The 25,364-nt window shown below is 56.9% G+C and carries 22 protein-coding genes and 1 tRNA gene; 8 read left to right on the top strand and 15 right to left on the bottom strand.

All coding sequences use genetic code 11. From position 1 onward, the window contains the following. Positions 1 to 48: 48 nt before the first annotated feature. The 3 genes from ACR0BF_RS08235 to ACR0BF_RS08225 all read right to left on the bottom strand — a co-directional run bounded on the left by ACR0BF_RS08235 (position 49) and on the right by ACR0BF_RS08225 (position 2,648). Positions 49 to 846 (bottom strand): S49 family peptidase, encoded by a 798-nt coding sequence (locus tag ACR0BF_RS08235; RefSeq protein ID WP_480604639.1) that lies wholly within the window; start codon positions 844 to 846, stop codon positions 49 to 51. Between the two features lie 114 nt (positions 847 to 960). Continuing rightward, on the bottom strand, positions 961 to 1,722 hold the full coding sequence (locus tag ACR0BF_RS08230; RefSeq protein ID WP_480604637.1) for an ABC transporter permease: 762 nt from the start codon (positions 1,720 to 1,722) through the stop codon (positions 961 to 963). Next, positions 1,719 to 2,648, bottom strand: coding sequence for an ABC transporter ATP-binding protein (locus tag ACR0BF_RS08225; protein WP_480474917.1), 930 nt, complete (start codon positions 2,646 to 2,648; stop codon positions 1,719 to 1,721). The genes ACR0BF_RS08230 and ACR0BF_RS08225 overlap by 4 nt, the downstream gene beginning before the upstream one ends. Before the next feature lie 170 nt (positions 2,649 to 2,818). Here ACR0BF_RS08225 and ACR0BF_RS08220 point away from each other — a divergent pair, with 170 nt between their 5' ends. Then, complete coding sequence (locus tag ACR0BF_RS08220; protein ID WP_480624659.1) at positions 2,819 to 3,907, top strand: CaiB/BaiF CoA transferase family protein; 1,089 nt, start codon at positions 2,819 to 2,821, stop codon at positions 3,905 to 3,907. 81 nt (positions 3,908 to 3,988) lie between these two features. On the opposite strand, the gene hemE is transcribed toward ACR0BF_RS08220, so the two are convergent. Next, on the bottom strand, positions 3,989 to 5,023 hold the full coding sequence (gene hemE, locus ACR0BF_RS08215; RefSeq protein ID WP_480624658.1) for a uroporphyrinogen decarboxylase: 1,035 nt from the start codon (positions 5,021 to 5,023) through the stop codon (positions 3,989 to 3,991). A gap of 106 nt (positions 5,024 to 5,129) precedes the next feature. On the opposite strand from hemE, the gene hemC reads away from it, so the two are divergent. Then, positions 5,130 to 6,095: a hydroxymethylbilane synthase gene (gene hemC, locus ACR0BF_RS08210; RefSeq protein WP_480506634.1), complete on the top strand. Its 966-nt coding sequence runs from the start codon at positions 5,130 to 5,132 to the stop codon at positions 6,093 to 6,095. Between the two features lie 223 nt (positions 6,096 to 6,318). Here hemC and ACR0BF_RS08205 read toward each other — a convergent pair whose 3' ends face one another. The 6 genes from ACR0BF_RS08205 to ACR0BF_RS08180 are packed head-to-tail and all read right to left on the bottom strand — an operon-like array spanning position 6,319 to position 13,905. Beyond that, complete coding sequence (locus tag ACR0BF_RS08205) at positions 6,319 to 7,590, bottom strand: aspartate aminotransferase family protein (protein WP_480624657.1); 1,272 nt, start codon at positions 7,588 to 7,590, stop codon at positions 6,319 to 6,321. 1 nt (position 7,591) lies between these two features. Continuing rightward, a complete protein-coding gene (locus tag ACR0BF_RS08200) occupies positions 7,592 to 8,695 on the bottom strand; it encodes a mandelate racemase/muconate lactonizing enzyme family protein (RefSeq protein WP_480624656.1) in 1,104 nt (367 codons plus the stop codon). Beyond that, positions 8,692 to 9,798 carry a mandelate racemase/muconate lactonizing enzyme family protein gene (locus ACR0BF_RS08195; protein WP_480518306.1) on the bottom strand — a complete coding sequence of 369 codons (1,107 nt, stop codon included), beginning with the start codon at positions 9,796 to 9,798 and terminating at the stop codon, positions 8,692 to 8,694. The genes ACR0BF_RS08200 and ACR0BF_RS08195 overlap by 4 nt, the downstream gene beginning before the upstream one ends. After that, positions 9,795 to 10,373 carry a dimethylsulfonioproprionate lyase family protein gene (locus ACR0BF_RS08190; protein WP_480624655.1) on the bottom strand — a complete coding sequence of 193 codons (579 nt, stop codon included), beginning with the start codon at positions 10,371 to 10,373 and terminating at the stop codon, positions 9,795 to 9,797. The genes ACR0BF_RS08195 and ACR0BF_RS08190 overlap by 4 nt, the downstream gene beginning before the upstream one ends. Then, positions 10,370 to 11,452, bottom strand: coding sequence for an alcohol dehydrogenase family protein (locus ACR0BF_RS08185; RefSeq protein WP_480604624.1), 1,083 nt, complete (start codon positions 11,450 to 11,452; stop codon positions 10,370 to 10,372). Before ACR0BF_RS08185 ends, ACR0BF_RS08190 begins: the two co-directional genes overlap by 4 nt. Further along, complete coding sequence (locus ACR0BF_RS08180) at positions 11,452 to 13,905, bottom strand: FAD-dependent oxidoreductase (protein WP_480604622.1); 2,454 nt, start codon at positions 13,903 to 13,905, stop codon at positions 11,452 to 11,454. Before ACR0BF_RS08180 ends, ACR0BF_RS08185 begins: the two co-directional genes overlap by 1 nt. Before the next feature lie 68 nt (positions 13,906 to 13,973). Here ACR0BF_RS08180 and ACR0BF_RS08175 point away from each other — a divergent pair, with 68 nt between their 5' ends. From ACR0BF_RS08175 to ACR0BF_RS08165, 3 genes are all read left to right on the top strand, one after another. Further along, the gene (locus ACR0BF_RS08175; RefSeq protein WP_480518298.1) at positions 13,974 to 14,861 is read left to right on the top strand and encodes a MurR/RpiR family transcriptional regulator; all 888 of its coding nucleotides are present in this window, start codon (positions 13,974 to 13,976) and stop codon (positions 14,859 to 14,861) included. After that, the gene (locus ACR0BF_RS08170; RefSeq protein WP_480624654.1) at positions 14,858 to 15,946 is read left to right on the top strand and encodes an aromatic ring-hydroxylating oxygenase subunit alpha; all 1,089 of its coding nucleotides are present in this window, start codon (positions 14,858 to 14,860) and stop codon (positions 15,944 to 15,946) included. Before ACR0BF_RS08175 ends, ACR0BF_RS08170 begins: the two co-directional genes overlap by 4 nt. 237 nt (positions 15,947 to 16,183) lie before the next feature. Beyond that, on the top strand, positions 16,184 to 16,567 hold the full coding sequence (locus tag ACR0BF_RS08165; protein WP_480474905.1) for a carboxymuconolactone decarboxylase family protein: 384 nt from the start codon (positions 16,184 to 16,186) through the stop codon (positions 16,565 to 16,567). Between the two features lie 6 nt (positions 16,568 to 16,573). Here the strand turns inward: ACR0BF_RS08165 and ACR0BF_RS08160 are convergent, their stop codons facing one another. Then, positions 16,574 to 18,193 (bottom strand): hypothetical protein, encoded by a 1,620-nt coding sequence (locus ACR0BF_RS08160; RefSeq protein ID WP_480624653.1) that lies wholly within the window; start codon positions 18,191 to 18,193, stop codon positions 16,574 to 16,576. 32 nt (positions 18,194 to 18,225) lie between these two features. Next, complete coding sequence (locus ACR0BF_RS08155; RefSeq protein WP_480474903.1) at positions 18,226 to 18,537, bottom strand: hypothetical protein; 312 nt, start codon at positions 18,535 to 18,537, stop codon at positions 18,226 to 18,228. Positions 18,538 to 18,605: 68 nt separating this feature from the next. Here ACR0BF_RS08155 and ACR0BF_RS08150 point away from each other — a divergent pair, with 68 nt between their 5' ends. Beyond that, on the top strand, positions 18,606 to 19,547 hold the full coding sequence (locus ACR0BF_RS08150) for a YcaO-like family protein (RefSeq protein ID WP_480624652.1): 942 nt from the start codon (positions 18,606 to 18,608) through the stop codon (positions 19,545 to 19,547). 8 nt (positions 19,548 to 19,555) lie between these two features. Here the strand turns inward: ACR0BF_RS08150 and ACR0BF_RS08145 are convergent, their stop codons facing one another. Further along, a complete protein-coding gene (locus ACR0BF_RS08145) occupies positions 19,556 to 20,764 on the bottom strand; it encodes a hypothetical protein (RefSeq protein ID WP_480624651.1) in 1,209 nt (402 codons plus the stop codon). A gap of 184 nt (positions 20,765 to 20,948) precedes the next feature. Beyond that, on the bottom strand, positions 20,949 to 22,931 hold the full coding sequence (locus ACR0BF_RS08140) for a phosphatase PAP2 family protein (protein ID WP_480624650.1): 1,983 nt from the start codon (positions 22,929 to 22,931) through the stop codon (positions 20,949 to 20,951). 433 nt (positions 22,932 to 23,364) lie between these two features. Between ACR0BF_RS08140 and ACR0BF_RS08135 the strand changes: the two genes are divergently transcribed. Both ACR0BF_RS08135 and ACR0BF_RS08130 read left to right on the top strand, forming a co-directional pair. Then, a tRNA-Ser gene (locus tag ACR0BF_RS08135) sits at positions 23,365 to 23,454 on the top strand. Between the two features lie 128 nt (positions 23,455 to 23,582). Beyond that, positions 23,583 to 23,969 carry an Arm DNA-binding domain-containing protein gene (locus ACR0BF_RS08130; protein WP_480604607.1) on the top strand — a complete coding sequence of 129 codons (387 nt, stop codon included), beginning with the start codon at positions 23,583 to 23,585 and terminating at the stop codon, positions 23,967 to 23,969. A gap of 452 nt (positions 23,970 to 24,421) precedes the next feature. Here ACR0BF_RS08130 and ACR0BF_RS08125 read toward each other — a convergent pair whose 3' ends face one another. Next, the gene (locus tag ACR0BF_RS08125) at positions 24,422 to 25,162 is read right to left on the bottom strand and encodes an outer membrane protein (RefSeq protein ID WP_480474891.1); all 741 of its coding nucleotides are present in this window, start codon (positions 25,160 to 25,162) and stop codon (positions 24,422 to 24,424) included. Between the last annotated feature and the right edge of the window lie 202 nt (positions 25,163 to 25,364).

The following is a 25,364-nucleotide window of genomic DNA, read 5'->3' as shown; positions in this document are numbered from 1 at the left end:
AATACGCCCATTGCGATCAGAAAAAGAGTGACAGCCTTTACGATCACGTCACAAACCGAAACGCGCGTAGGCTGCCCGCTCCTCTAACCCTGCGATGGCGTCCTGCGCCAAGCTGGCCCCAAACCGGGTCCAGATCGGTTTTTTCACGCCATAGCGGCGAAATTTGACCTTGTCGCCGAAACGGTCCTGCATCTTTGGCTTCAGATGTGCGATGCCGTCGATCAACCCCAATTCCTGCGCGCGTCGCGCCAGCCAAACCTCGCCCGTGAACAGATCAGCTTCCTGATTCAGCTTGTCCCCGCGCCGATCTTTGACATGCGCAATGAAATTCTCGTGGATATCGCCCAACAACCCTTGCAGGCGGGCCACGTCCTCTTTCTTTTCCGGTGAAAACGGATCGAGCATGGACTTCGATTTCCCGGCGGTATGGACCCGCCGCTCAAACCCTTGCCGCGCCAGAAAGACATGCGCACCAAATCCAGCCGAGATCACACCGATCGATCCCAGTACGGAACTGTCATCGGCCCAGATCTCATCCGCTGCGGCGGCCAGCCAATACCCACCGGATGCAGCGACGTCTTCGACAAAAGCGATGACCGGCACGTCCAGTTCTTCGGACAAACGCCGAATGCGCGCACCGATCATTGAACTTTGGACAGGGGATCCGCCCGGTGAATTGATCTCAAGCGCCACGGCCGCAGGTTTTCCCTTGCGAAAGGCTTTCTCCAGAACCGGAGCCAGCGTGGCGTCGTTCAAGGACCCGCGCCCGGCCATACCGATGGCGCCGGACAGGCGGACGATGGCCACACATGGGTATTTTTTGACGAACGGCAGGCTGAGCTTCATGGGTGCCGATGTAGAGTGCCACCAACCCGTAAACAAGGGACTCTTCGAACCTTGAACACGACGTGACCCAAATTCACACACTCGACCGGCAAAAATGCAACGCCCCGGCGCGGGTTAGCTGCGAATGCGCCAGCCGGTTTTGAAGATCCAGCCAATAACCACCAGACACACCCCAGTAAAGGCTATGATGGCCAGCAAACTCAGGGCTATGGGCACATCCGCAAGCCCGAAAAACGACCAGCGAAACCCCGAAATCAGATAGACGACCGGATTGAACAACGTGATCGTCTGCCACAGAGGCGGCAGCATTGAGATTGAATAAAACGTACCACCAAGGAAGATAAGTGGCGTAACCACAAGCTGCGGCACCAGTGACATCTGTTCAAAATTACTGGCCCATATCCCGATGATGAACCCCAGCAACGAGAAGCTGAGACATGACAGGATCAAGAACGCCGCCATGGCAAAGGGGTGTTCGATCCGTATGTCGACGAAGAAGGTCGACGTGGCCAGAATGACCAGTCCCACAAACAGCGCTTTGGTGGCCGCCGCACCGACATACCCAATCACGATTTCTATAAAATTCACCGGTGCCGACAACAGCTCGTAGATGGTGCCCAGAAACTTGGGAAAATAAATTCCGAAAGACGCGTTCGAGATCGACAGCATCACTACAGACAGCATGATCAAGCCCGGCACGATGAACGCGCCGTAGGATACGCCCTCGACCTCCTGAATTCGACTGCCGATGGCGGTGCCAAACACCACGAAATACAGCGAAGTGGAAAGAACCGGCGACAGGAAGCTTTGCGCCAGGGTGCGAAAGAAGCGGGCCATTTCGAACCGGTAGATTGCAGCAATTGCGGTCCAGTTCATGCCGCCTCTCCGGATACCAAATTGACAAATATCTCCTCCAGGCTCGATTGCCGTGTCTGCACATCGCGCAACACCAACCCGGCCTGCGACACGTCATTCAAAAGGGTCGTAATGCCTGTGCGATCCGCATGGGTATCGTAGGTATAGATCAGGCTATCCCCGGCGCCATTGAGGGTCAGATTGTGGTTGGCCAAATCATCGGGAATCTTGGCGATTGGCTCGGTCAGCATGACGACAATCTGCTTTTTGCCCATCTGCGCCATAAGCGTGTCTTTGTCCTGCACCAAAAGCAACTCACCCTTGTCAATGACGCCGACGCGATCCGCGATGGCTTCGGCCTCTTCGATATAGTGGGTTGTCAGAATGATGGTGACACCGTCCCGTTTCAGCTCGGCCACGATTTCCCACATATCCTTGCGCAGCTCGACATCCACACCTGCCGTCGGTTCATCCAGAAACAAAACACGTGGTTCATGCGCCAGAGCCTTGGCGATCAGCACGCGGCGTTTCATGCCGCCCGACAGCTCCTTGATGGGGTTCTTGCGCTTGTCCCATAGCGAGAGCTTGCGCAGAATGTCCTCGATCCGGGCGTTGTCTTTGCCCAGCCCAAACAACCCGCGTGACAGCCGAACTGTGTTCCAGACCTTTTCAAACGGTTCCAGCGCGATCTCTTGCGGGACAAGCCCGATCATCCTGCGCGCTGCGCGATAATCCGACTGAATGTCGTGCCCGCCGACTGAAACCGCACCGGATGTTGGCGTGGTTATTCCGCAGATCGTCGAGATCAGAGTGGTTTTCCCCGCCCCATTCGGCCCCAGAAGCGCAAGAATTTCGCCTTCTTCAATGTCCAGAGACACACCTTTCAGCGCCTCGAACCCATCGGCGTAAGATTTGCGCAGATCTCTGATGGATAAAATGGTCGTCATATCCGCTCCCCGTTCTGGCACAGACCCTATCGCCCCGAATACAGGGATAACAGGCCCATTCCGTACCATGTGATGAACAACTGCCAAAAGGAAGACCGTCCTCGTCGGCAATCATCCGGCTTGCAATCCCGACACCAGCCAGCAAACTCTGCTAGGAACGGAGGGCCCTGATGCTGAACGGAATACGTGTTGTCGAACTCGAAGGTCTGGGCCCCGGCCCGTTTGGTGCCATGTTACTGGCAGATCTGGGCGCTGACGTGATAACAATCCACCGCAAAGGGGGCGCCGCAACACCGGGTATGCCGGAACGTTCCCTGCTGGACCGAGGCAAAAGATCCATCGCGCTTGATCTGAAGGACGCCAATGATCTGGATACCGCGCTTCGCCTGATCGACACAGCCGATGCGCTGATCGAAGGATTCCGCCCCGGTGTGATGGAAAAACTTGGGCTCGGCCCGGATGTCTGCCTGACCCGCAATCCAAAACTGGTCTACGGGCGCATGACGGGCTGGGGGCAGGATAGCCCGCTGGCCGACACGGCGGGGCATGACCTGAATTACATCGCCCTGTCCGGTGCGCTCTGGTATGCTTCGTATCCCGGCCATGCACCGCAGACCCCGCCAACGTTGGTAGGTGATATCGGCGGTGGGGCCATGTATCTTGTGGCGGGCATTCTGGCCGGGCTGATCAATGCACAGCGCACTGGCGCAGGTACTGTCGTTGATGCGGCAATCTATGACGGCTCAGCCCATATGATGAACCTGCTTATGACAATGCGCCAAACCGGCAACCTGTCTGAAACCCGGGGTCAAAGCCTGTTGGACGGTCCCCACTGGAGCAGCACCTACGCCTGCGCCTGCGGCGGCTTTATTTCCGTGCAATGCCTCGAACCAAAATTCTATAAGCAGTTTCTGAACTTACTGGGCCTCACAAACGATACCGAGTTTCAGCGGCAATACGACCGTGTTCTGTGGCCTTCGCTTTCACGCCGTCTAACCGACATCTTCGCCAGTCAACCGCGCGACCATTGGGAGGCCCTGTTTCGCGGAACAGATGCCTGCGTTGCTCCTGTCCTCAGCCCGGACGAAGCCCGCTCACACCCGATGAACCTCCATCGCAACAGCTGGCAGGATTTTGACGGCACGTTCCAGGCCGCCGCCGCCCCACGGTTTTCAGGCCATGACTGGACCCCGAAACCCAGCCCCAAGCGCGGCGAGCATACTAAAGAGATCCTCGCAGAGCTCGACGGCCTGCGCTGATCCGCACTTCATCTGGCCCAAAATATCCCGGGGGATGGATTGGCCTCAGGCCAAGAAGGGGGCTGGCCCCCTTTAACCTGCTTACTGCCCGCGTACCGTATCGATCATCAGCTGAACATTCTCAGGATCGGCATCCGGCGTGATCCCATGTCCCAGGTTGAAGATGTGCGGTCCCTTAGAGAACGCCTCGACAATCCGCCGCGTCTCATCCACCAGAGCCTGCCCACCGGTCACCATATGCGACGAGGCCAGATTTCCCTGTACACAACCATCAATCTGTACATGTCTGGCGGCCCAATCGGGCGACACCGAATTGTCCAGCGCGACGCAATCCACACCCGTCGTCTTGGCAAACCCGACATACCCCTCCCCCGCCTCGCGCGGGAAACCGATCACCGGGATGCCGGGGTGACGCTCCTTGATGGCCTGTGTAATCACACGACACGGTTCCACCGCGTATTTGCGAAACGCGTCACCTTTCAGGGAACCCGCCCAGCTGTCGAAAATCTTGACCACCTCGGCCCCAGCGTCGATCTGAGCTGACAGATACTCAATTGTTGCCTTCGTGATGCGATCCAGAAGCGCCTCGAATAAAGCAGTATCGCTCTCTCGCAGAGCGTGAGCTGGTCCCTGATCGGGTGTTCCACGCCCGGCGATCATGTAGGTCGCGACCGTCCAGGGCGCGCCGGCAAACCCGATCAGCGCGGTCTCAGACGGCAATTCTCGCGACAGGAACCGAACCGTTTCATAAACGGGCGACAATGTCTCATGAATCGCGTCCACCGGCTTCAGCGCTTCAAACTCGGCTTGCCGCGTGATCGTCGACAAACGTGGGCCTTCGCCGGTCACAAACCACAGATCCGCACCCAACGCCTGCGGCACCAGCAGGATATCGGCAAACAGGATCGCAGCGTCAAACCCATAGCGCCGGATTGGCTGCAATGTGACTTCGGCGGCCAGTTCCGGGTTATAGCATAAAGACAGAAAATCCCCGGCCTGGGCACGGGTGGCCCGGTATTCCGGCAGATACCGACCCGCCTGGCGCATCATCCAGATTGGCGGCACGTCCTGTACTTCGCCCGCCAGCGCCCGCAGCAGTTTCTTTGTCTCGGCCATTTTCGCCCCCAGTCTTCCGGTTTTCGCAACGGGTCGTCCTTCGGCGGCAATTTGTCAAGCTCAGCCCCCATTGTCAGGGCAATGTGACGCGACTAAAGCTGTGCACATGACTTTGACCCTGCCCACCCCCGCATCGCCCCTCAGAATTGGCACCCGTGGTTCACCGCTGGCATTGGCTCAGGCCTATGAAACCCGCCAGCGCCTGAGCGATGCGTTTGATCTACCCGAAGCGGCCTTTGAAATCGTCGTGATCAAGACAACTGGCGACAATCGCGCTATGATCGATGCAGATCGTCCCCTGAAGGAAATCGGCAACAAGGGCCTGTTCACCAAGGAAATCGAAGAGGCGATGTTGCGCGCCGAAATCGATATCGCCGTGCATTCAACGAAAGACATGCCTGTTGAGCAGCCCGAAGGGCTGGTTCTGGACACATTCCTTCCGCGCGAGGATGTGCGTGACGCTTTCATCTCGCCGCGCCTTAACTCGATCCACGATCTGCCTGAAGGGGCCGTCGTGGGCACCTCGTCTTTGCGGCGCCGGGCACAGCTGCTGAACCGGCGGCCGGACCTGAAAGTGGTTGAGTTTCGCGGGAACGTGCAGACGCGGCTGAAAAAGCTGGAAGCCGGGGTTGCGGATTGCACTTTTCTGGCCATGGCTGGCATTCGCCGTCTGGGCATGGACGAGATTCCAGCCAGCGCCATTTCTCCGGATGACATGCTGCCCGCGATTGCACAGGGTACCATTGGCATCGAACGGCGCAGCAACGATATGCGCGCGGCTGAAATGCTTGAAGCGATTCATCACACGGAAACAGGATGGCGGCTGGCCGCTGAACGCGCCTTGCTGGCCGCGCTGGACGGATCTTGCGAAACTCCGATCGCTGGTCTGGCAGAACTGGACGGAGACAACTTAAGGCTGCGCGGCGAAGTCCTGCGCCCAGATGGATCGGAAACCGTGAACAGAGATGTGACCGGTTCCATCAAAGACGGGCCGGAAATGGCCCGCGCGATGGCGGCAGACCTGTTGGAACAGGCAGGTCCGGGTTTTTTCGATTGGAAAAATTCAAATTAATTTAAGGCAGTGTGAACTTGATCACTGTGACCGCCGAGATTCTCGGGCATTAAAGTGACATACCGATGAGGAAGTCGGGTCAGTCTCGAAAGTATCGAAAAGTTTTCAGATTGCCGGTGATTTAATCAGTATTCGAGGGGGCGAGGCTGACCCCCGACTTCCAAAGGTAGCGGGTCGCTGTTGAACTCAACAGCGACCCGTTTACGTTGTATACATCCAACCTTCAGGAAATCGCATCAACGGCGTGACGGACGGCGATGCGTGTCTGTTCCAAATCCGCATCGGTGATCGCCAGCGACGGATAAAGCTTGCCCGGAGACTTAAAGATTCCATGAGCGCGCAGCACCGCATTATAAGTGGCGTTACGCTGTGGATCATCATGGTTTGCACTGCGATAATCGCGGCACTCGGCGTTGGTGAAATAGATGTCAAACAAAGTCTCGTCACCGCATATCCGATGCGCGATACCCGCTTCATTCAAGGCGTCCGTCTGAATCTGCTGCAAGTGTTTTCCAATTGCGCGCAAACGCTCATACGCGCCGTCACGCCGCAAAATCTCCATCGTCTTCAGCCCAGCTGCCGAGGCGACCGGATTCCCCGATAGGGTCCCCAACTGCATCAGCCAACCTTCTTCCCCGACCTTCGATTTATCGAAATGCTTCATGATCTCGGCGCTGGCACCGAGCGCAGCCAGAGGGAAGCCGCCGCCCGTGATCTTGCCCAAAGTGCAGATATCCGGTGCGACCCCGTATCGTTCCTGTGCCCCGCCATAAGCCAGCCGGAATCCAGTGACGATCTCATCAAAGATCAACAGCACACCATGTTGATCACACAGAGCTCGAAGGCCCTGCAAATATCCCGGCATTGGCGGAATGATCCGTTGCAAAGGCTCGACCATAATCGCGGCAACGTCGTCATTTTCCTCCAGCAAAGCAGCGACGGCTTCCAGATCGTTAAAGGGCGCGATCAGCATCTGCTCGGCCACGCTATCGGGGATACCAGCGCTGTCGGGAACAGCCTGTGGGAAATTGACCCTGCGGCTTGGGGCAAGGCTCATCTGCGCCTCGGCGCTCATACCGTGGTAACCGCCTTCAAACTTCAGGATCTTGCTGCGCCCGGTATAAGCCCGTGCCAGGCGGATCGCATACATGTCGGCTTCGCCTCCCGACGCGACAAAGCGCACCTGCTCGCAGCAGGGAACGGCGTTGATGATGGCCTCGGCCAGTTCGATTCCTTTTCTGTTATTGGCAAAAAACGTCATCCCTTTGGGCAGCTGTTCCAAAACGGCTTCCATCACTTCAGGGTGACCATGACCCAGCAGCATCGGACCCGACCCGATCAGGTAATCGACATATTCGTTGCCGTTTTCGTCCCAGACACGGCTGCCTTCACCACGGGCGATGATGATGCCCGGATCAAAGTTGCCAAACCCCCCGGCGGGTAGAACTTCGTTCGCGCGAGCAATCCATTCGGATTGTGATTGGATTTTCAGCATCTCAGTCGATCTCCAGAATTGGGGTGCCAAGGATATCGAGGTCCGGCACAACACCTAAACCCGGACCTTCGGGCGGAGCAATCCGGCCGTTTTCACGAATTGGTGCATCAGGACACAGACGCGGGGCCACGTAAGACGACAAGTCGCACGTGTTCATCAGAGAACCTTTCGGCGTCGACGCCGCAAAGTGAAGTGAAGCCGCAGTAATAATGTCAGACCCCCATGTGCATTCCGCGCATATCTCGGCACCCAGATGCACGGTCAGATCCCGTGCACGACGCATTGCCGACAATCCGCCGAATTTCGAAAGTTTAAGCGCCACCGCATCCATGCACCCCAGGTCATGCGCACGCAAAAGCGAGGCAAGATCAAAGGCACTCTCGTCGATTTTCATCGGAAGACCAGTAGCCTGACGGACAGCGGCACAGTCTTCCAGCGTTTTGCAGGGCTGTTCCAACATCACGTCCAGATGTGCCACCGCACGCCCGGTACGGGTCGCCTGCAATCGCGATGCTCCACAATTCCAGTCACCATATACCAACGGCCCGATTCCCACGGCTTCGCGCACTTTGATCAGCCGTTCGGCATCCGCCTGCCAATCTCCCTCGACGCCCAGCTTGACCTGAAACTGCCGGATTCCGGTTTGAAAAGCGGATTTGGCAATGCGCGCCATCTCGTCCGGTGCAATGCAAGTAATTGAATGATAGAGCGGCATATCTACCTGCGTTCGCCCACCCAACACCGCATAAACCGGCAACCCTGCCGCCTGACCGAACAGGTCCCAAAGCGCGATATCGACGATCGATTTCGCGTATTGATGCCCTTGCAGAAACACGTCCAGCTTGCGCATGGGGGCGTCTATACCAAAAGGAGTGATCCCGAGGATTTCAGGCCCCATCTCAGCAATGGCTCCCGGCACCCCATCCGCATAGGCCGGCAGGTAATGCGGGATCGGGCAGACCTCACCCCATCCCCTGTGACCGGTATCCGTTTCAAGGCTCAGAATATGGGATTTCACAGTGGCACAAGTCTTGCCTTCGGCCATATGGTACGTTTCGTGACTTGTCAGATCGACAGACCAGAGCGTTATCTTGTTGATTTTCAAGCGTATACTCCCACTGGATCACCTAATGTGCTTTCATCCGGATGAACGCCAAGCCCAGGTTCTTCTGGCAGGTGCAAGTGGCCATCAACATTCCGAGGCCCACGTCCCCCGGCAATATCGACCGCGATCATGTCCTGACAGGCCCATACGGCAAGGCAGTTGTTATCCGGGATGGTCGCGGCCAGATGCAATGCTTCGGTATCGGCCAGAACCGTACCGCCAGTGGCCATTACGAACATGTCTATCCCATGGGCCAACGCGATATCCCGCATGCGCGCAGCCTTGGTCAGCCCGCCGACGCGGTTCAACTTGATCCCGAAAATCTGAGCCAGACCATCGCGGGCGATACGGGCCGCATCCTGTAAAGTCACAAGGCTTTCGTCCACTGAAACGGGCGACGAATGAAGCCCCGAGATTGCAGCAATGTCATCCAGCGTCTCACAAGGTTGTTCGAACATGACATTAAGGTCCGCGCAGGTGCTCATCACACGCAACGCTTGCTGACGCGTCCAGCCACGATTGACATCATAAAGAACGATCTCGCCGGGTCGCCGAATACTCTCGACATCGCGAACACGCGCGATGTCCCTTTCAACGTCACCACCGATCTTCACGGAATGGGCGATGTAGCCCCGCTGGCGGTACCGCTCTATGACCGCGCGCGTTTCATCGACGGATTTCGCCCCGACCGAGGACGCAATCGGGCGCGGTGTCCGCGATCCACCCCCCATCAGATCGGCAATCGGCACACCCGCCGCCTGACCCGCGATATCCCAGCAGGCCATATCAATTGGGCTTTTGGCATAAAGGTGCCCGGGCAAGGTAAGATCCATCGCCCGTTCCACCTCCAAAACCCGTCGCGGATCCAGGCCCAGAATGAACGGCGCCATCGTTTCAATTCCGGCGCGGATACCCGGTCCATGCGCGGGCACATAGGTATGGCCCCATGGGGTCCCTTCACCCCAGCCAACAAACCCCGCATCGGTTTCGATTTTCACGAGTGTCGCGTCAAGGGTTTCGAATTTCAGCCGCCCACCAGACAACCAATATGGATGCTCAAGCGGGAGATCGATGTGATATACAGTGATAGCTTTGATCTTCATGCGATATCCATCCGGGGCAAGTCACCCATGCCTTCACCGCGCCACAGGACATAGGTCAGGATCGGCTGATCTGTGGTGACCATGGCATGACTTTGCCAACTTGCGTGCAAGCGCGTTTGATTGGCACCAATATAAGTTTCGTCCCCATCGACCTTGAACAACGCACCTCCGCCAAGAACGAGGTAGAGTTCTTCGGCCTGATGGCTGTGCCAATCGTAATTCAGGCCAGCCCCCCAATACGCGATGTAGCCGCGCAGCAGGGTCGAGTGAAAATGTCCGGTTGGACCGAACAGCTCATAATAGCCGTATCGGTTCAGGAAATCCGCACCAACTTCGTCTTCGGTGTAGGTGTGTTTCCAATGTGCCAGATGCGCCGTCGCTTTGACCGCTGTGATCAGGTCACGGGTTGGCGCGTGTTCAACAAGGTCGAAGGCTGCCACCAGTCTCGTTGCGGGAATGGGTGCGGGATCCAACCCCGTCGGGGTCAGATTACCCGGCCAAGACGCGAACGCAGCCAGATCCGGATGCGCATGGTGCATTTGCCGGGCAGCTTTAAGAACATCGTCAAGCGTCATGGCATCACCACGATGTTGCCGGCGTGCTCTTTCGCAATGAACGCGGCTTGCGCATCTCGGAGATCCTCCAACGGGTATGTCGCGGCAAGCGCTGGCTGGATCTCACCAGCCTCGATGTATGTTACGAGGTTCTTCATGACCTGAGGGTCAATGACGGTCGAACCGGTGAAGGTCAGGTCGCGCAGGTAGAATGTGCGCAGATCAAGTTCGACGATCGGGCCTGCAATTGCGCCCGAACAGGTATAGCGGCCACCCCGTTCCAATATGTCGATCAGGTTCGGCCAGTATGGTCCGCCCACGACATCTGCGACCACACTGATCTTTTCTACGCCCAGCGCCTCGCGCAGGTTCGCAGGAGCGCGTGGCAGAATGACGTCAGGGCCAAGCCTGGCCACGTCCGCGTGTTTGGATTCGGATGCCATCGCGATCACCCGTGCGCCGCGCCGTTTGGCCAGTTGCACAAGCGCACCGCCCACACCGCCGGAAGCACCTGGAACCAAAACCGTATCCTCGCCGGTCACATTGGCACGGGTCAACATGCCTTCGGCGGTGGAGTAAGAGCAGGAAAAAGTTGCCAGTTCAGCATCCGTCAGGTTCGAGGTGATTGCCACAGCATTCACCGCCAGAGTTGTCGCGTATTCGGCAAAACCACCATCCCGTTCCGAGCCGAAATAACCAGTCTTGTCCATATTGTCGGGTTCCACCGGGTCGCGCAGCCAGCCATCCGTGATAACACGCTCACCAATACGCCCCCGGTCAACACCGTCGCCGACGGAAACGATATGCCCGCAGATATCGGCCCCTTGAATTCGCGGAAAGGTGATCGGATTACCGCCCCAGGTGGGATCTTCTTCGCCAACCTCTTCAAACGCACCACCGGTCGTTGCGGCTGAGACCGTCTTAGAGTACCAACCCGACCGCGTGTTGACGTCCGTATTGTTCAGCCCACATGCCGCAACCTTGATCAGCACTTCACCCTCCGCAGGTTCAGGACGCGGCCAGTTATCGTGCCAAACTATCTGCTCTAAACCTCCATGGCCCATCGTGACCATGGCTTTCATTGTGGTGGGCAGGTTCATCAGGCGGTCTCCACTACTGCGTCTATGCGGGGCAGCAGGCTGTCTGGATCGTAGGCGGGCTTATCCAGTACTCGGGCCGGACGCGGCTTGCCGTGAATCACGACCTCCAATTCGGTTCCCGCTTTTGCTGCTTCGGGTTTGATGTATGCAAAGGCCAATATCTTACCGACCGTGTGACCGAACGCGACCGAAGCCGTAGAGCCTATGACACGCCCGTCCAGCATCACCGCCTCGCCTCCATGGCCGTCAATTTCGCCATCCGGCTCGATTTGCAGATAGGCACATATCCATGGCAAATCGGCGTTCAGCGTCTTGTCCCTGCCCAGGTAGTCCTTGCCCGTACGGGCAAAGCGCAGCGCGTCAGCTTCGGCCAGCGTGACCTCGTTGGTCAGCTCACCTGCCCCTTTGAAGCCCTTCTCCATCCGCATCACGTTCATGGCGAAACTGCCATAGTCTGCGATGCCATACGCCTCGCCCGCAGCCCATAGCGCATTGTAGACATCAAGGCAGGCGGCGTTGGGCATATGCAGCTCCCAACCCAGTTCACCCGCATAAGACATGCGAAACGCCCAGAGTTTATGACCGGCAATCGTGACCTCTTGCGCCGACAGCCAGCGGAACCCGGCATTGCTCAGATCGGTATCCGTACAGCGCGCCAGAACTTCGCGTGATCTGGGGCCGTTCAGCGACAAGGCAGACCAATCAGAAGACAGCGCGGTGATCTGCACATCTTCACCCTTGCGCTGATGCGCCAAATGATCAAGCAAACGCTGTTCGAAGAACGCAGCACAGACCAGATAGAAGCGGTCTTCGGCCATGCGGACAATCGTAGTCTCCAACTCGATCCGGCCACGGCGGTTCAGCATATGGGTCAGTGTGATCGAGCCAACCTTTTGCGGCATCCTGTTAGCAGTCAACCGATCCAGCAGAGTATAAGCATCGGGCCCCGATACTTCGACTTTGGTGAAGGCAGTGACATCCATGATCCCGACACGTTCCCGCACGGCTTTGACCTCGGTCGCGACCATATCGTCGGCAGGAGTGCGGCGGAAGGAATAGTGATCGCGTTGTTCCACGCCATCGCGGGCGAACCAGCGGGGGCGTTCGAAGCCATAGACCTCTTCATGTACCGCGCCTTTTGATTTCAACAACTCATACAGTGGCGACGGCTTGATCGGACGCCCTGCAAGTCGATTGAAGTGTGGAAACGGGATTTCGTGACGTAAGCAATAATCTTCCTCGGCCTTGATCACCTGCCAGTCTTTGCTGGCATAGCTGCCAAAGCGGCGCGGATCGAAATCCCGCATCGAGATATCGGCAGCCCCATGCACCATCCAGCGGGCCAGTTCACGGGTCAGACCCGGCCCCCAGCCGATGCCGATCTGCGTCCCGCAACAGCACCAGTAATTTCGCACACCCGGCGCAGGACCGATCAAGGGGTTGCCGTCCGGCGGATGTGATATCGCCCCATGCACATCACGTTGAATGCCCAGTTCGGAAAAAATCGGCATCCGGTTCAGACTTTCCTCAAGCCATGGCATTACCCGGTCATAATCCGCGTCGAACAACCAGTTCTCGTACTCCCAAGGGCAATGATCATGCCAGACCGAGTTCGGATTCTCTTTCTCGTATATTCCGATCAGGCCGCGCTGCTGCTCCATCCGGATATAGCCCGAGACTTTGCGGTCATCGCGGATCACCGGCAGTTCCTTGTCCAAGTTCTGGAATTCGGGCACTGGCTCAGTCACGAAATAATGGTGCGTCATTGACGTCATGGGCAGTTGCAGCCCGGACCATTCGCCCATCTGGCGCGCGTAGGTGCCGCCCGCGTTCACCACATGCTCACAGATGATGGTGCCCTGTTCGGTCTCAACAATCCATTCGCCGTTTGCGCCCTGCGTGATGTTCGTCGCCCGGCAGCTGCGGAAGATGCGCACGCCCTTCTGGCGTGCCCCGGCTGCCATCGCCATGGTCACATTGGTCGGGTCCACATGCCCGTCATCCGGTGTATGCAGCGCGCCCAGAACACCTTCGAGGTTATAAAACGGATGCAGTTCAGCCACCTTCTCGGGACCGACAAGTTCGATATTGAAACCCAGCGACCGGCCCACCGACAGGGTATGGCGCAGCCAATCCATCTCATCCTCGGTATATGCGAGACGGAACGAGCCGCAGCCATGCCATGTGACAGGCTGACCTGTCTCGGCCTCAAGCAGGCCGGAATACAAACTGATGTTGTAATCGACGCATTTGCCCAGACCAAAGCTTGAGGTTGAATGCGTAATCTGCCCTGCCGCATGCCATGTACTGCCGCTGGTCAGCTCGGCCTTTTCCAGCAGAACAGTCTCTTCGCCCCAGCCTTCATGGGCCAGATGGTAGGCCAGACCAACGCCCATGACGCCGCCTCCGACGATGACCACGCGTGCGTGTGACGGCAGTTCATTCCCGGACATGATTTTTCCTCTTCCCGAGTCGCTTTTCTGCTCGACAGGCTAATTCCACATTTGTACCATCGTCAATCATGAATGACACAAATGTATCATCAACTGTTCTGGACCGCCTGACCGAAGAGTGGGACGCCCTGACCCCTGAGGCGCAGAAAGCCGCGCGTTACGTTCTGGAGAACCCTACGGATGTAGGGGTCTCAACCGTGCGCGAAATTGCCGAGGCGGCAAAGGTCAAACCCAACACATTCGTGCGCATGGCACGGCAAGTGGGGTTTGAAGGGTACGAAGATTTTCGCGAACCCTTTCGCGACGCGATCCGAAAAGGGCGCGTGTCGTTTCCAGACCGTGCCAGATGGCTTCAGGACATCGGCAAATCCGGTGAATTGGGCGGCCTGTATGCCGATATGATCGGCGCCGCGATCCGGAATATCGAGGAAACATTTGCAGGGATCGACGCGAACCGCCTGAAATCTGCTGCCGAAGTCATCTGGAATTGTCGCCAGATTTTCACACTCGGCGTGGGCGTCAACAATTCCAACGCGCGCAACTTTACCTATCTGGCTTCGACCGGGATGAAGCAGTTTCATGCAATCCCCCGCCCCGGTTCAACCCCGGTAGACGATCTTGCATGGGCGGATGAACAGGACGTGCTGATTGCGATCACCTGTCATCCCTACCGAACCGAAGTGATCGAGGCGGTCAAACTGGCACGTCAGCAGGGCCTGACTGTCATAGGTATCTCAGACAGCCCGGCCAGCCCTGTGATCCGGAACGCCCATCACGGGTTTGTCGTCGCAGCAGATACGCCGCAGTTTTTCCCATCATCCGTTTCGACCATCGCGCTGCTGGAAACGCTGCTGTCTTTCGTGATCGCGGTATCCAGCGACGAGATCGTCGAACGGGTCGAACGTTTCCATCGTCGCCGCCATCAGCTTGGCATCTATGCGGAGGAACCCGAATGAATGTACCCCTGACCCATTCACTGGACGCGCGCTACTATACGGATCCCGCCATTTTCGAGAAGGAGATACAGGGGCTTTTGGCCCGAACATGGCAGTTCGCAGGCCATGTCGCGCAGGTTCGGGAAACAGGGGATTACTTTGCTTTTGAGATCGCCGGGCAAAACCTGTTCTGCATTCGCGGACGCGATGGCGAAATTCGCACTTTCTATAACGTCTGCCAGCACCGCGCGCACGAAATGGTCTCGGGCGCAGGAAACACCCGCGTCGTCGTCTGCCCTTACCACGCGTGGACTTACGAGTTGTCCGGCAAGCTGCGCGCGGGTCCAAATATCAAATCCGTCCCCGGATTTGACCGCAGTGCAATCTGCCTGACGGCGGTCCGGACCGAAATCTTCAATGGGTTCATCTTCGTCAATCTCGACGAAAACGCAGCCCCGATGGATGACTGGTATCCCGGAGTGCGGCAGGAAATCCGTACATTTGTCCCACATATCGACGAGCTTGAGCCGCTGGAATGGGTCGAGATCCCTGAACACTGCAACTGGAAGGTCAGCGTCGAGAATTATTCGGAATGCTATCACTGCCCGAACAACCACCCGACTTTTGCTGAAGGTGTCGTCAAGCCCGAAACCTACGACATCCAACCCGATGCAGGCGGCGGTTTCGTGCTGCGCCACACGACCGAATGTCAAAGTCTCGACAAGATGACTTACCCTATCGACCTGTCGGTGCCTCATGCGGGCGATTACCAGTCTTGGTTCCTGTGGCCTATGTTTTCGTTCCAGTGCTACCCGGGCAATGTGCTGAACACATATCACTGGCACGCAAGTGACACGGATCACTGCACCGTCTGGCGCGGTTGGTACACCGAAGGTGGTTCGGAAAGCGCGGTGATCCGGCAACTGGCCGTTCAGGACAGGGAAACAACGGTCGAAGAAGACATCCGGCTTGTGGAATCCGTCCATCGCGGCCTCAGATCTCGCGGTTACCGCCCCGGCCCGCTGGTGCTGGATCCGGGTTGCGGTGTGATGTCCGAACACTCAATCGCCAAGTTGCAACAATGGATGCGCGAGGCCGTGGAATGAAACCCGCCCTTGGCAGACATAACCTGTTTGCCCTGCCCTTGAGCGGATAGATCAACCACGCTGATGCTCAAGGAATGGCACCCTTGCGAAATCGACCGGCCCTGGCCTAAAGCCACGCAGGTATAACGACATAGTGGACCAGCCACACCGGTTAAAACAGATGCACCAGTTGATAATTTCGCACTACGATCCTGCATACAAACACCGCCTGACACGCTGACAAACCGGAGACCCACAATGGCTGACTTATTTGACGAAGACCTGTTCCTGAAAGGGTTGGAACAACGGAAGAATACACTGGGCGCAGAGTATGTAGAAAAGAACCTTGCAGCGGCTGACGATTTCACCCGCCCGTTTCAGGAAGCCATGACCGCCTGGTGCTGGGGTTTTGGCTGGGGGGATGACGTGATCGACGCAAAAACGCGGTCGATGATGAACCTGTCCATGATCGGCGCTTTGGGAAAGATGCATGAATGGGAAATCCACTGCCGCGGCGCCATCACCAACGGGGTCACCAAAGAAGAAATACGCGCCATCATCCACGTGGTCGGGATTTATTGCGGCGTTCCGCAAGCATTGGAGTGTTTCCGCGTCGCCCGTAAAGTGCTGGAAGACAAATAAACGCCATCAAAGACCAGCTTCGGCCAACAGTCGCGCGCCTTCGTCATAGTATTTTCTGTTTTTGAAACAGCCGGGCCAGGCCCAGCGCTCGGCCGTAAATCCGGGCTGCAATTCCAGGATGCGACGGGCGTGCCGACGTGCCAGTGACTGGTTGCCTGCCGCAGCGGACAACATGCATAACACGACCCGCGCCCGCACGCTGCCGGGGTCCACTCGCAAGACATTATGCGCGTGCTGCCATGCTGCCTTGTCTTCCGAGAGGGCAAGGGTCATTGACAAGTTCGCCTCGATCCAGATCGGCGGGTGCGGAGTTAACGCAAGAGCTTGCCGATACGTGGCTATTCCGTCCTCAAGCCGGTCGTCATACATCAACAAGACACCATAATAGCCCAGCAATTCGGGGCTGCTGTGGAACCGCTCAAGAACCTTGCGCATCAGCTGGCAAGCCTTGGCAGTATGGCCAGCAACATTTTGGGTAAACGCTTCGAGCGCGGCACAATAGGGATCCGCCGGGTGTTTTTCACGCATGATGGCGCAGTCGGCCTCGACCAGAGCCAGCGTTTGTTCCGGCGAATCTTCCATGCCCAACCGGATCAGATCCAGGCGGCAGAATCCGACAGCGATCCGCGCAGGCAGATAGTCCGGATCGCGCCGCAAACAGACCTCATACTGGCGGATGGCACGGAACAGGCCGTCCTTGGTCGTAAGGCTTTCCTGAATGCGGCCATTCTGAAATGCCGTCCAAACTTCGGTGGATGTAGCGTGTGCTGACCAGATATCGGACCAGTGACCATCCCGCAGCCGCAACTGAAGCGCTTCGACAACTTTCATTGCGATTTCTTCAACGGCGTCAAACGTATCCTTTTCCCGAAACCGGAAACGTTCGGTCCACAGGCACACCTGATCCACAGTTGACGTCAATTGTGCTGCCACGCGCAGCCCTTCGGCCCCTACCACGCTGCCGCTTAGCATATAACCGTCGACAGGCCCTTCCTGTCTTCGCGCATCGCGCAATTCAATGACATCCGACAACGTGCCCAAAAGGAAAAGCAATTCGTCCCGGATCGAGGCCGCCGCCACGTTGATGTTGTTATCGTCACCAATTACTTCAAACGGCTCGACAACAATTGCTGGTCTCTGGCGCCCCCAATGGGATGGAAAGCGCGCGCCAACCGGAACGGGCGCGTTTTCATCAAAACCAACATCCCAATAAGCTTGCCGTTCAACGGCCAACCAGTCTTCAAATTCCGGGTCTGCAACATCCAACCCTTCCAGAAGCTCGGCGCGATCCGGTTGAAGCGGTTCATCAAACAAATCAATTTCAAGCGCTTTCAGGTCGATGGAGACATTCTCGCGCCCGATGTCCAGAAACCCCAGACCGAACCCGGCCAGATGCTTGGTCAAGACACTAAGTTCCTTGCGCAACGATGCCGCACCCTGTGCGGGTGGGCTTTTGCTCCAAAGCTTGTCTTGCAGCCAGGCCCTGCTGCGAACAGCATTTTTAGACAACAACACCAAGGCGAGAAGCGCTTTCGCCTTGGTGCCGCGTGGTGTTGCATCCTGGCCGTCGTCGCAAATCACCTGAAACGGACCGGTCAGGAATATCTTGGTTTTTGCCTTACTCAAATAAACTCCTCAGGCAAGTTCAGACACTGCGGTCAGGAACCACAGCCATAAACGACAATGCCACCCATCGCTTCATAGGCCAGCTTGCAGCACCATGACTGGTGATCGGGATTTGGGTCTGGCTCTTTTTCGCTCAGATCGGGGATGACAATGTGAACCCTGTCCTTGGAATCATAGACGAACTCCACCGCAGGATTACCGACATCCGAAAGGATGTCATGTATCTTCTGCTCAGCCGCATCGCGATCTTCTGGCGACCCCAGCGCGTTGCTCCGGGCGGCGTTCAAAACTTCACACCCAAGATCCTTAAGTGTGTATTTCGGATTAATAGTCAAACGAGCCATACTAAAAGTCCTTTCTTAACAACCACAACCATTTGTATAACCCGTTACATACCTATCCGGAAACAAAAATGACCGACGCGCTGATTGAACTGGCCGAAAACGCAGGGCTTATTTCCGGACCTTCTTTTGCTGAATTTCCCAAAGGTGCTCCGATCCACACCGCCTTTCGCATGATCAATTTGCGAAACGGAACAGTGCCACCCGCTGGCGCAATGAAACATCGCGTGTCCTTCGGCACTGCGCGTAACCGGAACGAAGCCGCACGGCTTTCGGGTTTCGAAGCGATCGAACGTTATGCGCTGCAATACAGCGCGGATTCGCCTGAAACCCGCGAGAGCCTGATTTCATCGGACGGTGCCACGCATTTTCTGCCACGTGATGCCCTTGCTCTGGGTGCGCCGGGCAGCGACGGGCAGATCACGTCGAAGGGGGGCGCAGCGGGACCAACGCATGAGGCCGCTGCGCTATGGGCCTCGCTCGAATGTCTGGAACACGCGCTTGGACCACGTGGGTTCGACCAGGTGTTGCCCGAAACAGCGCTGCCGCGCGATCTGACCCGCTGGCTGAACACCTACCTGCGCAATCTGAGCGTTCACCTTCGCGTGGTTCCGGCGGTCGGCTTGCTACTGCGTGCGGTCTGCGCCGATGCGGATGGCGGGCGGCCAACCTATGGAACGGCTTTTTCCGCCGATCTAGCGACAGGTGTCTGGCACGCGGCATGCGAGGCGGTTGTGTCCTGGCGCAATATGGTGACGCTTGACCACACCGGCGTGACAGATGACGCGATGAATGAGGAACAGGCACGCTTGTTCCGACTGTATCGCGGCGCGCAAACCGATCGCCCGCCAACTCCGGCATCCTCTTTCGATGTGGATGCCTGGCAAAGCCCCGGCCCGACGCTAATGGCTGTATTGACAGCGGCGGCCAACGCTGCCGGGCGTCCGATTGCCATATTCGATATGACGGCGCCGGAAATACCTTTGCCCGTGGTCAAAGCCGTGCCGGTTTGAAACCTTTGTCAGTGACTGAATTGGCGAGTTAGCGCTACGTTGCCAAAGACCTCGGTTTCGGTCCGGTCCGCAAATTCAGAAATCTGTTTGCATCGTTTGGTTTCTGGAAGCCCACAAACGATGTCGCCTGGATCAACAGGCGGGACTTCAACAAATTCGACCCTTGTGATCGCGCGTGGTTTGGCCGCTACTGTTATCAAGGGGCCAACTTCGATCAGGCTGGCAAGCGCGTAACCCGACACAGGCCGTGCGGTTGGCCCTGTTCCCATGGAGATATCGTCCAGAAACCGGGGATCATCGTCGCCCGGCCCGAACTCAAGGCGCATGGGCATTCCAGCTTCACCGCGCGGATAACGCACCCAATCTGTCGGCACATTCACCGCATCCACGAAGAGTTCGGAAATGTGAAACGCCCGAAAATAAAGCCCCAGAGGATTCGCGAACGCCATCGTACGCCCTGTCGGTGTCGCCGTGCCCTTGGAGAAGGCCAGATCAAGGGCTTCACCCGCCAACCCAGATCCCGCATGGCGACAATACAGATCCTGTCGGTTGGCAAAATGTAACACCTCACAAAGCCGCGCGGGCCTTCTGTTTTCACCATGGCCGACAACATAGGGGAATGAGGAAAGATGCATTGTGGCGATCAGGTCGCTCAAGCTGTTTGTCTCTGTGGTCATGAACAAAGCATGTTCGATATTCAACGGATGCTCTGGTGGATGGGCAAAATCTGTTCCCACCAGTCTTTTGTGAAAACGAGCGATGCGTTGAGGCACATCCATCTCGCACCAACCTGCTCGCGAAACCTCGAACAGCTCTTCGCAGGAATATGAACATCTGGATACGGTTTCGACGACCGAAAGGAAGTGATTCAGATCGAACACTGCCATGGTTCTCCACCACTCCATCAGTTCGGTCGTGGCGACAAAGCGCTTCGGCCGCATTTTGCCGTCGGAATCGGGACGTAAAATCAGCACATATTCCAAAAATTCATTGTGCAGTTCAGCCCGGCTTGCCCATCCCTGATCCGAAAGACTGGCGGCCAGCTCCTCGCCCAGACAATCCCGGGGTTCGCGCGGGTTGGCAGACCATTTGAACCCCGTCGATATCTGACCATCGACGATGTCGTCTGGGTCCATGACCAAGAACGGGCTCACTCCATTGCCATCGAACATCCCTTCAATTCTCGAGTTCCAATCCGACAGGGCAGCTTCACTCACCCCCCTATCGGCGCAACCTGGCGATTGAAAAACAGCCATCACCGAACACCGATCCGTATCTGAAATGCAGGGCTGATCTGCCATCAATAATTGCCACGGCAGTTCCAGCCTGGTTCGAGAGATCATCATCGTTGACGGGCACGGAAGCATCATGAAAAATCTCCCTCCGAAAAAAATTGAAACTTCATCCGCCCCAACCTGCCTGTTCTGGCAGGTGGCGGGTCCACCACAATTCAGGCGAACTATTGGCAACGTGGATTTCACTGCCAGAAGACCGATTACCCAAGATGCTGAGATGATCGCCGTCAAAAGTCTCAAGCGACACTTTCGATGACGTCGGTGATTTTGCCATATGTTCTGCCAAAATGCCGACCGCGATACGCTCACCCATCCGGATACTGTCGAAATAATCGCTGTAGAAATGAACGCCCGCCAAGTTGCGCCCAAGTGCAATATTCGCAGCGAGCTTGTTCAACTCGCCATTCAGCGTCAGGCAGTCTGCACTGTCTTCCGGTCGGGTCGTGTCGATCAGGGTCTTACCCCCCGCAGCTGGCACAAGGACCCGAGGCAGACCGGCCGAAGCCAAAGACACCCGTGATCCATCCAAAGCGTGCGTTCTGAAGAAAGCTTTGAGCACAGTGACGCATGCCCCGGCAACGGCACCATGAGCCGCCCCATAAGACGGGTGCATTGGCGAGCCTTCGGGATAAGCAACCGGCAGCAGCAAGTTACGGTCATTTCGCGGCAGGCCCTTATGGGAAATGGCGTTATGCGCAAACCTCTTCACCGAAGGCGAGGCGGCGATTGCATCCATAAGACTGAAACCTTCGCTTGCCGCAGCTTCGAGTTTACTCAGATGAGCCGCGGCAAAAGGCTCGGCCGCGCCAAGAGTTGCGCCGTGACCGTTTGCCATCAAACTCGTCACACTGCCCAGCTTTTCAGGCCGGGCACGATTGTGCACCTGAAACGTCTGACGTTTCGCGGCCCTCAGGGCCCGTGCCCCGGCTTCCGTCAGCAGGGACAAAACATGCGCGCCGCCCCAGGCAGAGCCAGGATCACGCACACCGGCATATCCATCGTCAGGCAGACCTTCGTCTGTCGGAGTGCCCTGTCCAAGCATCAGCAGGCAGGCATTGAAAAAAGTCTGATAAATTCTGTCAAAATGCACGTAAGAGGCAAGGTCGCGCGGTGTTTCAATGAATTTCGTTCCGTCGCTCTCAAAGGCTTGTTCGGCCGTCGTGTCCGCCCCGTTCTGAACGTCCAGCCACTCAGCCCAATCCCGCAGATAGTCCACGCCCGCCGCCTGCGGCAAGATCTTCTGGTCGATCCTCAAAGCGCCGAAGGGAACAGGCCCGGCGGCCATTGCCTGCGTCAGCTTATGCTTCTGCCGGCGCGCTTGATCTGCTGTCAGTGGATCGTGGCCTTGTACCAGGAACTGCGACAGATACGGCCCCTGCGCACAGCCCTGCGAGCAACCACGAAACAGGGTTTGAGGGGTCAGGCCGCCACCATCCCGAACCCGCCGCGCCGCCGAAACCTTTCCAATCTCAGCGCCATCGGCTTCCCGAGGGCTGCCATCGCGCCGGAACCATTCCAACTGACCAAGGGCACCAGCCACGTTGGCCGCATCACCGGCACCATCCCTGATGGATTCGAACGGTACATCCCGCAGAATGGCCATCGCGTAGATCTCGGCCATCTCCGCCGCCAGCTCATCCGAGCCAAGCCGGGGCGCGGGGGCAATACCCAAACCCCCGGCGTCACATCCGTTGAGACCAAGCCGGTGGCCCAGGATTGGCCCTTCCCACGCACGCCACCTAAATTCACCACCCTCTGATGGCGCGGTGCGGAAGGGCCCGGAATAGGCTGGCATGTCGAACAACGCCAACCGATTGCCAAAATTGTCGGTGCAGGTCGGATCAGCCACTTCTTCCAGAAACTCGGTATAGACCTGCGCGTCGACAATTCCGTTTACGTCATGACGCAACCCCTTCGAGAAATTCGTCGGCCATGTTCCTTCAAAAAGGTCCGATTCACCGTTGTGATCCTTGAAAACCTCCTGAGAGGAACGCGCCAACACACTCAAACGGCGTCGACCCCGGCCTACCTTTTGATGGGCTTCATAAGGGTTCTGCCATGGTTCAGACGGAACGGTATGTTGCGACATGATGTTCTCCTCATCGACACCAGAACGAATCGCATCACGGCGTTACCGGATCGTGACTTCCAAAAAGGGAATGTGTTTTCTACTTTTTTTCAATAAGTTGCCAGCTTCACGCCGGCGTACAGAACGCTATCATGCAAAAAACCGTGACCCGGTCTCACGTTGCAAAGCCAACCGAGCACTTGAACGCCGCTGTAGACTTGCCACGTCTCAGAATCTCGCAAACCAGGCCTGATGCCACAGGCAAGGCCCGCGATTCTAAAGACATTGCGAACTGCATCAGTCCGGAAGAAAGTGAACCAGTTCGTACCAATGGCGGATGCAAGCCGGTGCGATTCCGTTCTATTTCAAAGAGTTCGGATGGATCTGTAAAAAAATCTAAACACTGCGGAATTGACCTTGTATATCCGTTGCTTGCACGGATATACCCGTCGGCGGAGACGTGGCCGAGTGGTCGAAGGCGCTCCCCTGCTAAGGGAGTAGGCCCGGAAGGGTCTCGAGGGTTCGAATCCCTTCGTCTCCGCCAGAAACCCCTCTTTTCGAGGTGTTCGGAAGCCCAAACCACTAGGTTTCCACGGTTTTGTCATAGGTTGCCCAACATCTGGCCTCAATCCACCCATAAGAAATTGTGGGGTAATTTGTGGGGTAGAACAGATGGACGGTTCACACTTTGAAAAGACGCCCGCAGGCAAGAAGCCGGGGCCTCACCTTGAACGACGACTCTCTGCGGCATTCGTCAAGACTGCGCCGCCCGGTCGGCACACGGACGGCGGCGGTTTATATCTGGAAGTGGATCGCTCGGGTGCGCGGCGCTGGCTCCTTCGCATCACCGTCAAAAAGCGGCGGCGCGATTATGGGCTTGGGTCGGCCAATGTCATCTCTTTGGCTGATGCTCGTGCCAAGGCTTTCGAATTACGACGCGTGGCCGCTACGGGCGGTAACCCAAGGGCGCATACCAGAGCGGGCGACGGGCAGGATATCACCTTCGAAGTGATGGCCCGCCGAGTTCACGAGCGGAAGTTCAAAGACAGGAGAAGGTGACGCGCATCAGTTGTCAAACTGGGCCAGGCTGGCGAAGGATATTGGCATTGCCAAAGTGACCCACGTGAGGAAGATGCCAATGGACAAGCGCCACAGATCCAAAGTTGATCGGGTAAAACTCGCCCGCTTATTGGGCAACTAATTTGACGGGGTTATTCCACACAGGTGCCAACGGAACACCGCTGTCGAACACTTTTTTGACATTCGAACGGCAATGCTACACGCACCGCTTCAGCGCGAAATTGCGGAGTTGGTTTTGATGCCATGATGTCACGCCATTTTGGCAAAATACCAAGTAAAAGGGTCGGCACAATTCCGTGACAGGCCCATAGAATTGGTCAACACGATCCGCAATGGCCAGGCACCATCCGAGCGCCATCCGTTTCCCCAAGTCATCGTCCAACCCGCAACACGTAACAGGTTAGTATCAAAGGATGCGCCCGACGTCGTTTTCAGAACCTGTATGTTGCCCCCAGCAACGGGCCTGACTGGTCAAACCTGAAATCATTGCCGTTGATCTCATGATCAAAGGAGATATAGCGGTAGCCGCCCCGGATCAGCCATCTGTCATTGATTTCATAATCCGCGGTCAGCAGAACTTGCCAGGTTTCGCTACCGCTCCGAAATCCACCGTAATCTACAAATCCGGTCCCTGACCATTTGTCAGAAATCCGAACTCGTGCGCGGGCAGCGACGACCGGATCAGTCCAGTTGTCGTCGATCGTCACACTTCGCCCGGCGACGATCCCCGGTTGCAATCGGAATGTGGTTTCCGTGCTGAACCACCTGAACCCGCCGGCAAGGGCCACGCTGATCGCGGGTGTCTCATAAACACGGTATCCGACATAGCCGCTGAGAAATTGCGTGGTGGCGGAGGTGTCCAAACTCGAAAACGCTGGGCCGGGAGTTGAATTACTGAACGTCAAATCGGTGTAGTTATAGTCAGCAAGCAACAACCAGCGCCCGTTAGACGCGGAAATGCCGCCCATAAACGCAAAGTCCAGGTTTTCGAGAGCGTCTGAAAAACTCAACGTGCCGTCGATTGTTCCACTTGGTGTTCTAAGGGAAATATCCGTTTCGGCCATGAACAGATAAGCGGTGCCCGCAAAAGACCAGTCAGATTGCTGGGCTGAAATAGGCGGTGCGATCAGTAACGCAAACGCTATCGCCAAGTATTGCACCTTGCTTTTCATCAGTGACCTCGTTGCCAGAATTTATATTGCATTACCTGCATACTTCACGGTTGCACAATTTGTAGCCTTTTCCAATATCTCGATCGCTGTACCGCCAACACGGTCCTTATTAATCACAGGATGCGTTCACACAGGAAATGCTAAAGGCCGCTGTCGTGCGTCACCCGAACTGATCATACGTAGGATAAATCCCGCTTCTAAC

The sequence above is a fragment of the Ruegeria sp. AG7 genome (genome assembly GCF_056541545.1).
The sequence above is the reverse complement of the archived record's forward strand: the minus strand, read 5'-3'. Positions and strand labels throughout refer to the sequence as shown.

What these genes read in the sequence shown, in the direction of transcription:
- ACR0BF_RS08235 (WP_480604639.1), bottom strand. Translation starts at nt 846, where the DNA reads ATGAAGCTCAGCCTGCCGTTCGTCAAAAAATACCCATGTGTGGCCATC.
- ACR0BF_RS08230 (WP_480604637.1), bottom strand. Translation starts at nt 1,722, where the DNA reads ATGAACTGGACCGCAATTGCTGCAATCTACCGGTTCGAAATGGCCCGC.
- ACR0BF_RS08225 (WP_480474917.1), bottom strand. Translation starts at nt 2,648, where the DNA reads ATGACGACCATTTTATCCATCAGAGATCTGCGCAAATCTTACGCCGAT.
- ACR0BF_RS08220 (WP_480624659.1), top strand. Translation starts at nt 2,819, where the DNA reads ATGCTGAACGGAATACGTGTTGTCGAACTCGAAGGTCTGGGCCCCGGC.
- hemE (WP_480624658.1), bottom strand. Translation starts at nt 5,023, where the DNA reads ATGGCCGAGACAAAGAAACTGCTGCGGGCGCTGGCGGGCGAAGTACAG.
- hemC (WP_480506634.1), top strand. Translation starts at nt 5,130, where the DNA reads ATGACTTTGACCCTGCCCACCCCCGCATCGCCCCTCAGAATTGGCACC.
- ACR0BF_RS08205 (WP_480624657.1), bottom strand. Translation starts at nt 7,590, where the DNA reads ATGCTGAAAATCCAATCACAATCCGAATGGATTGCTCGCGCGAACGAA.
- ACR0BF_RS08195 (WP_480518306.1), bottom strand. Translation starts at nt 9,798, where the DNA reads ATGAAGATCAAAGCTATCACTGTATATCACATCGATCTCCCGCTTGAG.
- ACR0BF_RS08190 (WP_480624655.1), bottom strand. Translation starts at nt 10,373, where the DNA reads ATGACGCTTGACGATGTTCTTAAAGCTGCCCGGCAAATGCACCATGCG.
- ACR0BF_RS08185 (WP_480604624.1), bottom strand. Translation starts at nt 11,452, where the DNA reads ATGAACCTGCCCACCACAATGAAAGCCATGGTCACGATGGGCCATGGA.
- ACR0BF_RS08180 (WP_480604622.1), bottom strand. Translation starts at nt 13,905, where the DNA reads ATGTCCGGGAATGAACTGCCGTCACACGCACGCGTGGTCATCGTCGGA.
- ACR0BF_RS08175 (WP_480518298.1), top strand. Translation starts at nt 13,974, where the DNA reads ATGAATGACACAAATGTATCATCAACTGTTCTGGACCGCCTGACCGAA.
- ACR0BF_RS08170 (WP_480624654.1), top strand. Translation starts at nt 14,858, where the DNA reads ATGAATGTACCCCTGACCCATTCACTGGACGCGCGCTACTATACGGAT.
- ACR0BF_RS08165 (WP_480474905.1), top strand. Translation starts at nt 16,184, where the DNA reads ATGGCTGACTTATTTGACGAAGACCTGTTCCTGAAAGGGTTGGAACAA.
- ACR0BF_RS08155 (WP_480474903.1), bottom strand. Translation starts at nt 18,537, where the DNA reads ATGGCTCGTTTGACTATTAATCCGAAATACACACTTAAGGATCTTGGG.
- ACR0BF_RS08150 (WP_480624652.1), top strand. Translation starts at nt 18,606, where the DNA reads ATGACCGACGCGCTGATTGAACTGGCCGAAAACGCAGGGCTTATTTCC.
- ACR0BF_RS08140 (WP_480624650.1), bottom strand. Translation starts at nt 22,931, where the DNA reads ATGTCGCAACATACCGTTCCGTCTGAACCATGGCAGAACCCTTATGAA.
- ACR0BF_RS08130 (WP_480604607.1), top strand. Translation starts at nt 23,583, where the DNA reads ATGGACGGTTCACACTTTGAAAAGACGCCCGCAGGCAAGAAGCCGGGG.
- ACR0BF_RS08125 (WP_480474891.1), bottom strand. Translation starts at nt 25,162, where the DNA reads ATGAAAAGCAAGGTGCAATACTTGGCGATAGCGTTTGCGTTACTGATC.